This window comes from Pseudomonas sp. 43(2021) (assembly GCF_017490805.1).
Lineage (GTDB): Bacteria > Pseudomonadota > Gammaproteobacteria > Pseudomonadales > Pseudomonadaceae > Aquipseudomonas.
This window is the reverse complement of record NZ_JAFGYJ010000003.1, coordinates 163,733-177,821: the sequence shown is the minus strand read 5'-3', so window position 1 is coordinate 177,821 and position 14,089 is coordinate 163,733. Positions and strand designations below refer to the sequence as shown.

The window sequence follows — 14,089 nt, the reverse complement described above, 5'->3', positions numbered from 1 at the left end:
CGTAGCCTGATCGAGCGGAAGATCGCTAATGCTAGCGGAGCGGGGGCAAAATTGCACCCTGCGCAGCTCGGCTAAGCTATGAAACTGTACGCTGTCCAGGGAGGATAAGCCTTGCGAAGATTACTGGCCTTGCTGTTGCTCTGGACCTCGCAGGGCATGGCCGAACAGCCGCTGCTGCGCTTTTCCGTGGCCGAGAGCTGGAGCATGCCGTTGGTGCGCATCGAAGGTGACCAGCCGGTTGAAGGCCTGCTGTACGACCTGACGCAGGCGTTAGCCAAAGAGGTGGGCGCACGCCCTGTTTACCATGTGATGGCCCGCCTGCGCCTGCAGGAGGCCATGGTCCACGGTGATATCGACGTGCGCTGCTATGTCAGCAGCCAGTGGTTCGATGACCCTCCAAGGAATTTTGTCTGGAGCATTCCACTGATTCACCAGCGCGACCTGCTGGTCGGCCGCCCGGGCGACAGCCCCCCGCTATCTCTGCAACAACTGCCACCCCAGGCGATCGGCACGGTGCTGGGCTACACCTATTCGACCCTGCAGCCATTGCTTGACCAGGGCCGACTGCACCGTGAAGACAGCCGCAACCAGTTGCTGGTGCTACAGAAGCTGCAGGCCGGGCGGTATCGGCATGCGGTAAGCAACCAGTTATCGTTGCAGTGGTTCAACCAGGGCTTGCCGGCGGAACAGCGCCTGCAGCCGCTGGCAGTGCTGGAGGAACAGGACCTGGGGTGCATGGTGCGTAACGACCCGGCGATTCCGGCACAAGAAGTGTTGCGGGCGCTGGTGCGGATGAAGCAGTCGGGGGAAGTCGAGCGAATTGTGCAGCGCCATGGTGGGGCGGGCTATCCGACCACCATGTCTGTGGCTCGCCCCTGATTTCCTGGAATACCGGCAGGCACAACAATCTCGAAGTCGGCGCGATCACTGTGGGAGCGGGCGAGCCCGCGAACACCGGCAACGCCGGTGCCATCCACCGAGTCACCTTCTGCGCGGGCATGCCCATTCCCAGAACCGCCAGAAATCTTGATCCGTTGGCCCTCACACCAAAGCCAGCAAATCCGCACTCAAGAACAACCCCACGCCAAACACAAAATGCGTAGCCAGGCTCTTCAGGCAGTTGCGCGCCGGCGTCGGCGTCCTCGACGCAAAGAACCCCGCCCCCATCGCCGGCTGCATGAAGCACAACGGCGCCACGACGGTCCCCACACCAACAACCAGCGCAGGCAACACTGTAGGCGCCAGTAGCCAACCCTCGCCCACGATCACAACCAGCAGCATCGCGAACAGCACGCCGATGGCGTAATGAATCCCCCACCCCAACGCCAGCTCATGCCGTACCGGCTCAGCCTTGGCAATCGCCTGGTGCCGCACACGCCCGTACAGCAGATGCCCCGCCCAACGCCCAACCATGGCGAAATTCAGCGTGGCGACACCCAGCCGCCTCAACAGCAGCCCCCACAGGTCCATCATCACCGTGGCGCCAATGCCAATCGGCAAGGCAGCGGAAACCATCGCAGCAAACGTCATTGAACAAGCCCTCGAAGATTGACGGTCATCACTCTGCCGCGCAGCATAGAAGTTGAAGTCAACTTCAAGTCAAGAGCCCGAAATGGACATTGCCGACGTCGCCAAACGCACAGGCGTACCCGCCTCGACGCTGCGCTACTACGAGAAGAAAGGCCTGCTCAAATCACTCGCCGGACCTGGCCAGCGGCGGCAGTTCGCAGCCGATGTGGCAGACAGGCTGGCGCTGATCGCCCTGGGCCAGGCTGCGGGGTTTTCGCTGGATGAAGTGGGGGCGATGCTGGTGGACCTGCAGGTCGACCGGCAGATGCTGATCGCCAAGGCCGACGAACTGGATGCACGGATCAGGCGCTTGCAGTCGATGAGCAAGGGCTTGCGGCATGCGGCGCAGTGCCCTGAGGAAGATCACCTGGCATGCCCGAAATTCCAGCGGCTGATGAAGCTGTCGGCGGCGGGGCATGGAAAGAAACAGGGCGGCTCAACAGTTGTCTTGAAGCGGGCAGGTTAAAACCACCAGTTGAATGCATCATCATCTGAACAGAGTGATGGCCATACAATATCAATACGCCACTACTCAGTGTAGAGTTACGCGCCTCCGCGCCCAGCCGCGCGCCGAGAACAGTACTCACACTCAGGAAATGTTGCATGTCCACAATTCGAAATCTGACCGCTGCCGCACTGATAGCACTGACCACTGGTTGTGCTACCGGTCTCAATTCGGCCCAAGAGTCGGAACTTGCCAGCTTTCGCGCCAGAAACCTCGCGGTTGAAGAAAAAAGCCCAGGGCTTGCTGCCGGCCTTGGCCTGCTTCCAGGTGGCGGTTCGTTCTATGGTCGCGCGTACGGCTTTGGCGTGGTGAACCTGCTGTTCTGGCCGCTTTCCATGCTTTGGGACCCGGTGAGTGGGCATGACGCTGCAGAGATGATCAACTACCAAGCCACCAAAGCCCACGTTGCAACGCTGAAAAAGCACGACATGGACGAGCTGGATGCCAAGCTGGAGTCCGATTCGATCGACCTCAAGCGCTACACGCTCGATAAACGCAGAATCGATGAGAAGTACAACCTGTAAAGGCCTCTGCCGAACAGCGCAACGCTCGGCCTGAGGCTTGTACGCTCCCAGCAATGCCGCGGCGCAGCCTTTTCAATCGTTGAAGCCATACATGATGTATGGCTTTCGTCTTGCACTACCGGCATATCACTCAAGGATTATTCAAGTGACCTACTTCCGTGTGTTTCTAGTCTCGGTATTTATCGCCCTTTGCACAGGGTGCGCTTCGCCTGCTCAAATCTCCGGAATGTCCGTGGCATCCGACCAGACCGATGCGCAGTTTTATGACCAACGCCTGCATCGCAACATTCAGGTGACCGAAGTAAATGGCGGAGACGCCACCAACCCGCTCTGGACTTCGGAAATCGACGGACCGGACTTCGGTGCTGCACTCAAACAATCACTTGCCAGTGCTGATCTGCTTGGCGAAGCACCCGCTGCCTACACCCTGCGTGCCAACCTGCTACGCGTCGACCAACCCATTTTTGGCCTGGATTTCGAAGTCACCTGCGAGGCTGAGTACACACTGACCGAGTCAGCTTCAAACACCGTTATCTTTCGAGAGATCATTCGAACGCCCTTTACCGCTGGCGTGGGCGACTCCGTTATCGCGATCAAGCGCCTGCGCCTGGCCAACGAAGGCTCGGCACGCACGAATATCAGCACACTGCTGAAGCGCCTCAAGGAACTCAAGCTTGAGGCCAATCAGGTTTCTTTAAAGTAATGAGTACCTGCTGATACCAGGCTTTCGATGCGGGTAGGACGATAGCGCCTACTCCGCTGCATCGGCGCGGTCACGGCAGGAATGGAAGGCAGAGGGCACCTAGCGGCGCCGGGCACATGCCTGCGTCTTGCAGCCCCCGAAAGATTGCTTTCTGGAAGGTGCCGACTCCTTTGCCCGAAGATCGAATACCAGCACCTGCGCATCCGTAGCGTGGCTGAACGTGACCGCCTGGGTTTCCGTCAGCTTCAATCCGTCGCCTTCCACAACACGTTCTCCGTTCACCCGGAGCTTGCCAGCGACAACATGGACATAGGCCTGTCGTCGCCCTGCTCAAGCAGGGCCTGGAGAACAAGAAAGCTGCCAATCCAGAATGGAAGCCATCGGGTAAAGGGCGGAACGCTGCCAAATGGACCAAGGTACAAACACTGATGCGGGAACATCCAACCATGTCTGCTGAAATGATCGCTAAATTGGCAGATTGTGGTGTCGCCACAGTGTACAGGATCAAGAAAGAATCGAAGGTGGCGTGAGGAGAACGCTCTGCGCCTGTTGTGCTGATCAACAGACGCAGCGATAAAGGCGAAAGGTTATTTTCAAATTACGGCGCCTGTCATCTGCCCCCTCGCACTTGGCTAAGCACCTAGGAAAAACCACCAGAATTATTTTTCCAGTCAGCGAATTACCCACTATTTGAAGCGCACTCTTTTTATAGCGGCGGGACGGCTCTCGCTCAACGGGACTTCACAGTATAAAGTTTTGACTTCCTAACCGCCCCGGGAAACTTTAAAACCTCTTTAAGATAGTGTCGCATAGCGTGACAAATTTCATCTGGAGCCCTAGGATCGAACAATATGGAGTCAATCAGATCAATACCATCGAAATCAACTGTGATTCCTTTCAGCACACCGCCTTCTTTTCTCTCTGCATTCGAATTAAATAGGATTGCCCGCACTTCACTTTCGTGCTCAAAAGCCGACCTTTTAATGCACAGTAAATCAGCACCAAGTGACGGACTAGTGAAATCACTGTCACTCATGAGAGACTCTAGCTGTACAGTTTCTTTTTTATAATCCGCTTGACTTAGGTACTTGACCTTTTCCAAGCGCCTTTTGAAACCCTTATTGTTCGCAGTGTAGGCTTGCATAGCTTGAGTTAGCTTACCTACTCTAGTGCGAAGACGAACACCAAGAAAATTAGGGGAATAGATTCTCCACATTGCATCCGACATACTGGCTGTAGTCCAACACTGAGCAAAAATCGCATGGTCGTAACTATGTTTTACATGCGTTTCATAAGGGTCCTCCCACTGAGACGGATGCGAGAAAAAAAGTGTCCCTTTTAAAACCTGTACTGCGTGATCAAACCTCATAATACGATACAAGTATTTATTATCCGACATATTTACCATACCATACCTCGCACCCCCAAATATTAGCATCCATACAATTCCAGCAAGACAATTCGAAGCTGCACCTCCCACCACCCGCAGACTATCGGATATAATATAGAAATCAATTAATCAAATTGTTCCACTGCTGTCTAAAGCTCTCAAAAACATTATCACGATCATCACTATACGTTCTCACCAGCGCTTCGATATCCTTATCCTCCAAGACAAGCATATAACCCCGTCTATCCTTGGCAGTATCCTTACACCTTTCCAACAAAAGCACCCTATCTTCGATGGACCGGCATACTAGAATACCAACTTGCCCTCTACTCGGCCCAAATCTAGAAGAAAGTTGATCGATCTCAGGATTACCAACCTCCTTGCCGTAGTTCTTGCACTCAATGAATATCAATGGAGCACAGTAATGAAGAGACAGCCATGCAAAAAAACCACTCTTTGCCTCATTGCTATATGTGATGTCAACTCGTTTCCGACCCTGGTGCAAAATAGCCTGTTTCTTAGGATTGCAAAGAGAAGGATAGAAAATAACCGAGAAGATTTTTTCGATTATCTTTTCGTAAGCATCCGCATCATTTCTTCCCGGAGCCAAAGCTTTCATTTCAAGCAACAGAGCGTCAAGATCAGGAAGCTCTACTCCCTCCACCTCTGAAAGCTGTTCATGAGACAATGGTGAAGAGACGTTACTTTCTTTGTATTCCCTATACTCATCCAAAACCCTAGGACGCAACTGAGTCTCTCGTACAGCTGCCAATTTATCACGCCCATACTTTTCCATCAGCGCCTTTTTAGTAACCCGCTCCCTACCATCACTCAAAACTTCTACAAGACTTGATCTTGCACTTAAGTGCTCCTGCTGCATTTGAGGCAACAAATAATTGCGGTAATACTCATCAAACCGATAACTAAGACGCTGACGAACTAGAAGTTTAGGAACTAAAATCACCTTTCCGTAAGGTGTAATTGGCAAAGGAACGAGAGCTGTTTCCCATTTCCCAGCCTCCGCATTCCATATAGGACCAGAATCAACATCAGGAGTTAAAGGAACACCATAGAAAGAACACATATCTTGCGTATACCTAATAAGTGGTCCACGCAAAATATTGCACACTGCATCAGATATCATGTCAGTTCCTATACCCGGAATGAGCAATGCAGTGTCTTCAAGGTCTCTCAGTAGACCGGTTCTTACAGCATCGCTTTGACTGAGAGCTCCCCAGACGCTCTTAGCCGACCCACTACCAAATCCATGCCCTCGAGACTCATGAGCCGAGTAGCCCAAATGGAATTCATTCCGTTCATTCAGTGATGAAAGCAGTCTTTGTGCTTTATCATTACTTCCAGAACGAATTAAAGTCAGTACTTCTTCAAAGAAAGTCTGGAGGAGTGATGCTAATTCATTTCCCCATGGACTACTTAAAGACTTTATTGCAGTTGGCTCCAAGAAAACAGGAACGTCAGTGTCCAAACGAATATCGACAAAATCTAAGTAGGGCTGCGTCAACCCAAGTTTGAAGTGTTCAGAAAATCTCATCATTCCCTCGATTACTGTTAAGTCAAGACCTAACAATACCGGGAGGAAAGTCATTTTGCCATCACCCAAGCGACTTACTTTGGTCGGATGCATAAACAGACGGCCAGATCGAGACCCGTATACGTTGGCGTCGCACTGAAATGCTGGTCAGGAGCGAAGAGCTGATTGGATAAAGCGTGAGCACAAGATAACATGCTGCTTATGGTGCACCACTTAGGTGTACCTAAACGCTGTCACACTTAGAGATTTTTGAGCGAGAAATCCTTGAGAATTCAAGGACTTGCGTAATGGAGGCGGCCCCACCAGCCACACCCCGGCACTCGATGTTCCCGCTATGGCTGCTCCCTTCCGGGCCTGACCAGGTTAACGGGTAATCAATGCGGGGGGACCGATGGGGCCACCACTACAAGGCTCGCTGAGCAGCGAGTGGCGCCATTGTACCGGTCTTGGGGGCAGATACAACCTCTGGAGGAGAAAAAGTCATCATTTCTCAATGACTTGTCCCGGCCGGGGTGGCCAGGAGCCGCCAATTCGCGGGTGAACCCGCTCCTACAGGGGTAGCGCTGACAGCACGACCAGCGCAGGACCTGTGGGAGCGGGCGCGCCCGCGAAGCAGGCGCCGCGGCGGATGGCACGGGCTTCGCCCGTGTTCGCGGGCACGCCCGCTCCCACATGGACCGTGCAAGGACTTCTAGACAGCGATGCCCTGCTCGCCCAGGAAGGTGACAAAGGCATCTTCATCGAGCACCTTCACCCCCAACTCACTGGCCTTGGCCAGCTTGGAGCCCGCCCCCGGCCCCGCCACCACACAGTGGGTCTTGCCGGAAACCGAACCCGCTACCTTGGCCCCCAGACTTTCCAGTTTCTCCTTGGCAATATCGCGGCTCATGCGCTCCAGGGTACCGGTCAGCACCCAGGTCTGGCCGGCCAGCGGCAAGCCTTCAGCCACTTTCTTCTCGCTGCTCCAGTGCATGCCGAACGCCAGTAACTGTGCCTCGATGTCCCGGGCCAGCTTCTGGTTGGCTTCATCCTTGAAGAACTCGCGCACGGCTTCGGCCTGCTTGGCCGCCAGGGCCTGGCGCAGGTCGATACCGTCGGCGGCGATGATCTTGTCCAGGCTGTCGAGCTTGGCCACCAACTTTTCGGCACCGGTCGGGCCAACCGAGGCGATGTCGAGCTTGGCGATCATCCCGGCCAGGGTGGTGCTGGCGGCGAATTCGGCAGCCAGCTCGCCTTCGTCCTGCAGCTGCATGCCGCTGTCCAGCAGCTGCTTGATGACCTTGCGGTTGTGCTCGTCCTGGAAGAAGTTGTGGATCTCGTAGGCCACCTCCAGGCCGATGTCCGGCAGGTAGGTGAGCACCTGCGGCAGCGCCTGCTGCACTCGCGCCAGGCTACCCAGCGAGCGGGCCAGTACCTTGGCGGTCTCCTCGCCTACGTCCGGGATGCCCAGGGCGTAGATGAAGCGCGCCAGAACCGGGCGCTTGCTGGCTTCGATGGCATCCAGCAGCTTCTTGCTGGACACTTCGGCAAAGCCTTCCAGGCCGACGATCTGGTCGAACTCCAGCTTGTACAGGTCGGCCGGCGAGCCAATCAGGCCTTCGTCCACCAACTGCTCGACGCTCTTCTCGCCCAGGCCGTCGATATCCATGGCGCGGCGCGACACGTAGTGGATGATCGCCTGCTTGAGCTGGGCGCCACAGGCCAGGCGACCGACACAGCGGTACACCGCGCCCTCGCTGGTGGTTTCCTTGCCCTTGCTACGCTTGACCAGTTGGGTACGCTCGACCTGCGAGCCGCACACCGGGCACTCGCTCGGCACCTGCACCGGGCGGGCATCCTCCGGGCGGCGCTCCAGCACCACCTGCATCACCTGCGGGATCACGTCACCGGCGCGGCGGATGATCACCGTGTCACCAATGCGCAGGCCCAGGCGGGCGATTTCGTCCATGTTGTGCAGGGTGGCGTTGGACACGGTCACACCGGCGACCTTGACTGGCTTCAGGCGTGCCACGGGCGTTACCGCGCCGGTGCGGCCGACCTGGAACTCGACATCCAGCACCTCGGTCAGCTCTTCCATGGCCGGGAACTTGTGGGCAATCGCCCAGCGCGGCTCACGGGCGCGGAAGCCCAGTTCGCGCTGGGCGGCCAGGCTGTTGACCTTGAACACAACACCGTCGATTTCGTAGGGCAGGCTGTTACGCCGCTCGCCGATGTCGCGGTAGTAGGCCAGGCATTCTTCGATGCCGGCGGCATGCTTGAGCTCGCGGCTGATCGGCAGGCCCCAGGCCTTGAGCTGTTCGAGGATGCCGATGTGGCTGTCGCCGATGCTCGCGGACACCTGGCCGACGCCATAGCAGCAGAACTCCAGCGGGCGGCTGGCGGTAATTTTCGAATCCAGCTGACGCAGGCTGCCGGCGGCGGCGTTGCGCGGGTTGGCGAAGGTCTTGCCGCCGGCTTCGGCCTGGGCGGCGTTGAGCCGGTCGAAACCGGCCTTGCTCATGTACACCTCACCGCGCACCTCCAGCACCGCCGGCCACCCCTCGCCTTGCAGCTTGAGCGGGATGTTGCGCACGGTGCGCACGTTGGCACTGATGTCTTCGCCGGTGGTGCCGTCGCCACGGGTGGCGCCCTGTACCAGCTGGCCGTCGCGGTACAGCAAGCTTACGGCCAGGCCGTCGAGCTTGGGCTCGCAGCTGTAGTCGACCGCACCGGGCTGGTCGAGGCCGTCTACCACGCGACGGCCGAACTCACGCAGGTCGGCTTCTTCGAAGGCGTTGCCCAGGCTGAGCATCGGCACTTCGTGGCGCACCTGGCTGAACGCGGCCAAGGCTGCACCGCCGACACGCTGGGTGGGCGAGTCAGGGGTTACCAGGTGCGGGTATTCGGCTTCAAGCGCCTTGAGCTCGTTGAACAGGCGGTCGTATTCGGCATCGGGCACGCTGGGCTCGTCGAGCACGTAGTAGCGGTAGTTGTGCTGGTCGAGCTGGGAACGCAGTTCGTGGATGCGGGTTTCGGCGGTCATGGGATTTGTCTTCTCTTGCAAAGCAAAAGAGCAGCCTGGGGGTGGTGCCGGGGGCTTGAGGTATTCATTGCCTGTGCCGGCCTCTTCGCGGGTAAACCCGCTCCTACAGGGACACCACAAACCTCAAGGGCTGTGGTGTCCCTGTAGGAGCGGGTTTACCCGCGAAGGGGCCGGAACAGGCGATAACAACACCCGAACCGACCAGCACGCCCTCAGGCTGCTCTTTCGTCTGGATCTGTCAGCGCTTCTGGGTCAGCGCACGGCGCTCGAACTCGACGATGCGCTGGCGGTAGTGCTCGATGGTCTGGGCGGTCAGCACGCTGCGCTGGTCGTCCTTGAGCTCACCGTTCAGTTCATGGGCCAGCTTGCGCGCCGCAGCCACCATCACGTCGAAGGCCTGCTTCGGATGACGCGGGCCCGGCAGGCCGAGGAAGAAGCTCACCGCACGGGTGCTGAAGTGGTCGATGTCGTCCAGGTCGAACACGCCAGGCTTGACGGCGTTGGCCATGGAGAACAGCACTTCGCCGTGACCGGCCATGCTCTCGTGACGGTGGAAGATGTCCATTTCGCCGAAGCGCAGGCCGCTTTCCAGAATGTTCTGCAGCAGCGCCGGGCCCTTGAAGCCGCCCTCGTCGCGGGAGATCACGCTGATCACCAGCACTTCCTCGGCCGGCGGCAGCTCCTTGACGCTGCTGCTGGCAGGCGCCGCACCATTGCTGCGGGTATTTTCCGCGGCAAAGTCGTCATCGCTTTCGGCAAACAGGTCGGGTTCGCGTGGCTCGGCGCTCAGGTTCAGGTCACCCTGCTGCGCATCCGCAGCAGCGGTGGCGCGCTTGCCGCGCTTGTTGGCCTTGGCCGGCTTGGGCTCGCGCTCGCGGTCACGCGCAGAAGCGCTGAGCGACGGCAGGTCGCTTTCGTCCAGCTCAGGCTCCTTGTGGGTATCCAGCACTCGCGACGGGCCAAGCACTTCGGCATTGCCCTCTTCGTCCGGCAGGTTGGAATAACTGCGATCCAGACGGAATTTCAACTTGCCTTTTCCGCCGCGCATGCGGCGCCAGCCGTCGAAAAGAATCCCGGCAATGACAATGATGCCGATGACGATCAGCCACTCGCGCAGACCGATTTCCATGTAATCCCGTGCCTCTATAAAAATATGCTTGAAAACAAAGGGTTCAAAGCCCTTTAACACGTGGCGCCAACTCTATGTTCTGACAGGCGTTTTTACCCACGCAAAAAACGAGTGACATTAAGCTAGCACGACCAAAGACAACTTTACACCGTCTGTCGCACATGGCGGGGGCATTTCACTACAGAATGTGCCCTTGTCGTCCAGCATCAGGCGTCGACCATGGCCATAGCCTCCTCCACGTCGACGGCAACCAGCCGTGAACAGCCCGGTTCATGCATGGTCACCCCCATCAATTGATCCGCCATCTCCATGGCAATCTTGTTATGGGTGATGTAGATGAACTGCACGCTTTCACTCATTTCCTTGACCAGGCGGGCATAACGCCCGACGTTGGCATCGTCCAGCGGCGCGTCGACCTCGTCGAGCATGCAGAACGGTGCGGGGTTCAACTTGAAGATGGCAAACACCAGCGCCAATGCGGTCAGTGCCTTCTCGCCGCCGGACAGCAGATGGATGGTGCTGTTCTTCTTGCCCGGTGGTCGCGCCATGATCGTCACCCCTGTATCGAGTAGATCTTCGCCCGTCAGTTCCAGATAAGCGCTGCCACCACCGAAAACTTTTGGGAAAAGTGCCTGTAATCCGGCATTTATCTGATCAAAGGTATCCTTGAAGCGGTTGCGGGTTTCCTTGTCGATCTTGCGAATGACGTTTTCCAGGGTCTCCAGCGCTTCGACCAGGTCGGCGTCCTGGGCGTCCAGGTAACGCTTGCGCTCGGACTGCTGTTCGTACTCTTCGATGGCCGCCAGGTTGATCGCCCCCAGGCGCTGGATACGCGCCTCGAGCTGCTCAAGCTCCTGTTCGGTGCCTTGCTCGCTGGCCTCGGCCTCAAGGGTGGCAAGCACGCCTTGCAGGTCGTAGCCATCGGCCAGCAACTGCTCCTGCAAGGTCTTGCGCCGTACATCCAGGCCTTGGCACTCCAGGCGCAGCTGCTCCAGCTGGCCGCGCAGCAGTTGAGCCTGCTGCTCGGCCTGGGTGCGGCGCTTCTCGGCGTCACGCAGTTCGCGGTCGGCCTCATCCATGTGCAGGCGGGCCTGGCGCATTTCCTCGTCGACGCTCATGCGCCGCTCCAGCAGCTCTTCCAGCTTCAGGCGCAGTTCTTCCTGGGGGGCCTCGCCCTCCTCCAGGTTCAGGCTCAGTTGCTCCTGGCGCTCGGTCAGGCGCGCGGCCTGCTGCTCCAGGCGCTCCAGGGCCTGCCGGGTGGAGTCGTGCTGGGCACGCAGCGAGCCCAGGCGCACAGCCAGCTGGTGGGCGTGATCCTTGTGCTGGCGGGCCTCCTGGCGCACGCGATCGAGGCTTTCGCGCAGGGTGTCGCGGCGGGCCATCAACTGCTCGCGCTGCTCGGTGTCCTGGGCCATCAGCTCCAGGGCCTCCTGCAGCAGCAAGCGGGCTTCGCCCAGTTGCTCATGCTCCAAGGCACGCTGCTCTTCCAGTTCGGCCAGCTCTTCCTGCAGGCGCAGGCGGCGCAACTCGACCTGCTCGGCACGCGCACGGCTGGCCGACAGGCTGGCCTTCAGCTCGCCGTGCAGGCGGTTTTCTTCCTGGGTGCGACGGCGCAGCTGTTCACGCTGTTCTTCCAGCTCCAGCTGCTGCCCACGCAGGGCCTGCAGTTGCTGCTCCGACTGCTCCAGCGCCGCTTCCTGCTCCAGTTGCTCCTGGCCCAGGCGCTCGATCTCCTGGCCGCGTGCCAGCACGCCGCCTTCGGCTTCGCCGCCACGGCGCACCCGCAGGAAATGTCGGCCAACCCAGTAGCCATCGCGGCTGACCAGGCTCTGGCCTTCGCCGAGCGACGCGCGCTGTGCCAGCGCCTGGGCAAGGCCTTCCACGGGCTTGACCTGGCCCAGCCAGGGCGCCAGGTCGACACGGCCTTCAACCTTTTCCAGCAGGCTGCCGGGCAGCGACGAGCCAGTACCGCTCGCCACCAGCAAGCGCAACTCGCCCTGCTCCAGGCCGGCAAAATCGAGGTTATTGAAGTCGTCCACCAGCACTGCCTGCAGATCGGCACCGAGCACGGTTTCTACCGCAAGCTCCCAGCCCGGCTCTACCCGCAACCCTTCAGCCAGCCGCGGCTGCTGCTCCAGGCCCTGGCCCTGCAGCCAGTCCGCAGCACCTGCACCCGGCTCCAGGGCAGCCTGCTGCAAGGCTTCGAGCGAGGCCAGGCGGCCGCCCAGGCGTTGCAAGTCGCCCTGTGCCTGCTGTTGGGCCTGGGTGGCCTGTTGCAATTGCTCACGCGCGCCTTCCAGGCGCTCGACCACCTGCTCTTCGGACAGCTGCAACTCTTCCAGCAACATTTCGCTGCTGGCCAGCTGCTCGGCCAGTTCGAGCATGGCCGCATCCTGCGGGTCGCTGCCCAGCAGCTCACGCTCTTCTGCCAGCTTGCGCTGGCGCTCGGCCTGGCGCTCCAGGCTGGCTTCCAGCTGCTGCAGGCGCGCCTGCTGCACTTCGGCTCGGCGGCGCGGCTCGGCGGAACGGCTGTTGAAGCTGTCCCACTGCTCCTGCCAGCCGTGCATGCCCAGCTCGGCCTCTTCAAGGGCGGCGGCAGCTTCTTCGGCAGCGGCCAGGGTCATTTCCTGCTCGGGTTCGAGCATGGCCAGCTCTTCGCCCAAGGTAGCCAGCAGGGTACGGTCATGGCCCAGGTGCGATTCGGTCTCCAGGCGCGTGCGCTCGGCCTCCTTGAAGTCATCCTGCAACTGGCGCAGGCGCTGCTGGCCGTGCTGGATGCTCTGCTCGACCCGGGCGATATCACCGGCCACCGAGTAGAAGCGGCCCTGCACCTGGTTGAAGCGCTCGGACAATTCGTGATGGCCATCGCGCAGGCGCTCGATGCTGGCATCGGCATTGCGCTGCTCGGCCACCAGCGCCTCATGGGACACATCCTGGTCGCCGATCACTGCCTCGCGCTGGCGCACCCGCTCGTCCAGGTCGCGCCAGCGCAAGGCCGACAGGCGTGCCTTCAGCTGGCGTTCCTGGGCCTTGTATTCGCGGTACTTCTCGGCCGCCTGGGCCTGGCGGTGCAGGCGCTCCAGCTGGCGCTCCAGCTCTTCGCGCAGGTCGGTCAGGCGCGCCAGGTTTTCCTGGGTGCGGCGGATGCGGTTCTCGGTTTCACGGCGGCGTTCCTTGTACTTGGAAATGCCGGCGGCTTCCTCGATGAAGTTGCGCAGCTCCTCGGGCTTGGCCTCGATCAGCTTGGAGATCATGCCCTGCTCGATGATCGAGTAGCTGCGCGGCCCCAGGCCGGTACCAAGGAAAATGTCGGTGATATCGCGCCGGCGGCACTTGGTACCGTTGAGGTAGTAGCTGTTCTGCCCGTCGCGGGTGACCTTGCGGCGGATCGAGATCTCGGCATAGGCGGCATATTCGCCGACCAGGGTGGTTTCGCTGTTGTCGAACACCAGCTCGATGCTGGCCTGGCTGACCGGCTTGCGGCCACTGGAGCCGTTGAAGATGACATCGGTCATCGACTCGCCGCGCAGGTTCTTTGCCGAACTCTCCCCCATCACCCAGCGCACGGCATCGATGATGTTGGACTTGCCACAGCCGTTGGGGCCGACCACGGCCGCCATGTTGCTGGGGAAGTTGACCGTGGTCGGGTCGACGAACGACTTGAACCCGGCCAGGCGAATGCACTTCAGGCGCAT

The 14,089-nt window shown here is 59.3% G+C and carries 10 protein-coding genes, 1 other RNA gene and 1 pseudogene; 5 read left to right on the top strand and 7 right to left on the bottom strand.

Going from position 1 to position 14,089, the window contains the following annotated elements:
- The first annotated feature begins 111 nt into the window (after positions 1–111).
- Positions 112–879, top strand: coding sequence for a transporter substrate-binding domain-containing protein (locus tag J5M71_RS03860; RefSeq protein ID WP_207830006.1), 768 nt, complete (start codon positions 112–114; stop codon positions 877–879).
- A gap of 162 nt (positions 880–1,041) precedes the next feature.
- Here J5M71_RS03860 and J5M71_RS03855 read toward each other — a convergent pair whose 3' ends face one another.
- Positions 1,042–1,530, bottom strand: a complete 489-nt coding sequence (locus J5M71_RS03855; protein ID WP_207830004.1) for a DUF2938 domain-containing protein — start codon at positions 1,528–1,530, stop codon at positions 1,042–1,044.
- A gap of 82 nt (positions 1,531–1,612) precedes the next feature.
- On the opposite strand from J5M71_RS03855, the gene J5M71_RS03850 reads away from it, so the two are divergent.
- The 4 genes and pseudogenes from J5M71_RS03850 to J5M71_RS29205 form a co-directional block, all read left to right on the top strand.
- A complete protein-coding gene (locus J5M71_RS03850; RefSeq protein ID WP_207830002.1) occupies positions 1,613–2,035 on the top strand; it encodes a helix-turn-helix domain-containing protein in 423 nt (140 codons plus the stop codon).
- A gap of 137 nt (positions 2,036–2,172) precedes the next feature.
- Positions 2,173–2,598: a hypothetical protein gene (locus J5M71_RS03845; protein ID WP_063912769.1), complete on the top strand. Its 426-nt coding sequence runs from the start codon at positions 2,173–2,175 to the stop codon at positions 2,596–2,598.
- 145 nt (positions 2,599–2,743) lie between these two features.
- Positions 2,744–3,301, top strand: a complete 558-nt coding sequence (locus J5M71_RS03840) for a hypothetical protein (protein WP_256202933.1) — start codon at positions 2,744–2,746, stop codon at positions 3,299–3,301.
- A gap of 329 nt (positions 3,302–3,630) precedes the next feature.
- Positions 3,631–3,831: pseudogene (locus J5M71_RS29205) on the top strand (resolvase); the annotation flags it as partial.
- A 200-nt stretch (positions 3,832–4,031) separates the two neighbouring features.
- On the opposite strand, the gene J5M71_RS03830 reads toward J5M71_RS29205, so the two are convergent.
- From J5M71_RS03830 to smc, 6 genes are all read right to left on the bottom strand, one after another.
- On the bottom strand, positions 4,032–4,700 hold the full coding sequence (locus J5M71_RS03830) for a DUF2971 domain-containing protein (protein ID WP_243434063.1): 669 nt from the start codon (positions 4,698–4,700) through the stop codon (positions 4,032–4,034).
- Positions 4,701–4,812: 112 nt separating this feature from the next.
- On the bottom strand, positions 4,813–6,336 hold the full coding sequence (locus J5M71_RS03825; RefSeq protein WP_243434062.1) for a hypothetical protein: 1,524 nt from the start codon (positions 6,334–6,336) through the stop codon (positions 4,813–4,815).
- A gap of 204 nt (positions 6,337–6,540) precedes the next feature.
- Positions 6,541–6,637, bottom strand: an RNA gene (gene ffs / locus J5M71_RS03820) — signal recognition particle sRNA small type.
- 297 nt (positions 6,638–6,934) lie between these two features.
- Positions 6,935–9,265: an NAD-dependent DNA ligase LigA gene (gene ligA / locus J5M71_RS03815; protein WP_207829998.1), complete on the bottom strand. Its 2,331-nt coding sequence runs from the start codon at positions 9,263–9,265 to the stop codon at positions 6,935–6,937.
- Between the two features lie 238 nt (positions 9,266–9,503).
- Positions 9,504–10,394 (bottom strand): cell division protein ZipA, encoded by an 891-nt coding sequence (zipA, locus tag J5M71_RS03810; RefSeq protein WP_063912775.1) that lies wholly within the window; start codon positions 10,392–10,394, stop codon positions 9,504–9,506.
- A 206-nt stretch (positions 10,395–10,600) separates the two neighbouring features.
- On the bottom strand, positions 10,601–14,089 hold the full coding sequence (gene smc, locus J5M71_RS03805) for a chromosome segregation protein SMC (protein WP_207829996.1): 3,489 nt from the start codon (positions 14,087–14,089) through the stop codon (positions 10,601–10,603).

Excerpts from the sequence above, each read along its gene's own strand:
- J5M71_RS03855 (WP_207830004.1), bottom strand. The coding sequence starts at position 1,530 with ATGACGTTTGCTGCGATGGTTTCCGCTGCCTTGCCGATTGGCATTGGC.
- J5M71_RS03850 (WP_207830002.1), top strand. The coding sequence starts at position 1,613 with ATGGACATTGCCGACGTCGCCAAACGCACAGGCGTACCCGCCTCGACG.
- J5M71_RS03845 (WP_063912769.1), top strand. The coding sequence starts at position 2,173 with ATGTCCACAATTCGAAATCTGACCGCTGCCGCACTGATAGCACTGACC.
- J5M71_RS03830 (WP_243434063.1), bottom strand. The coding sequence starts at position 4,700 with ATGTCGGATAATAAATACTTGTATCGTATTATGAGGTTTGATCACGCA.
- J5M71_RS03825 (WP_243434062.1), bottom strand. The coding sequence starts at position 6,336 with ATGCATCCGACCAAAGTAAGTCGCTTGGGTGATGGCAAAATGACTTTC.
- ligA (WP_207829998.1), bottom strand. The coding sequence starts at position 9,265 with ATGACCGCCGAAACCCGCATCCACGAACTGCGTTCCCAGCTCGACCAG.
- zipA (WP_063912775.1), bottom strand. The coding sequence starts at position 10,394 with ATGGAAATCGGTCTGCGCGAGTGGCTGATCGTCATCGGCATCATTGTC.
- smc (WP_207829996.1), bottom strand. The coding sequence starts at position 14,089 with ATGCGCCTGAAGTGCATTCGCCTGGCCGGGTTCAAGTCGTTCGTCGAC.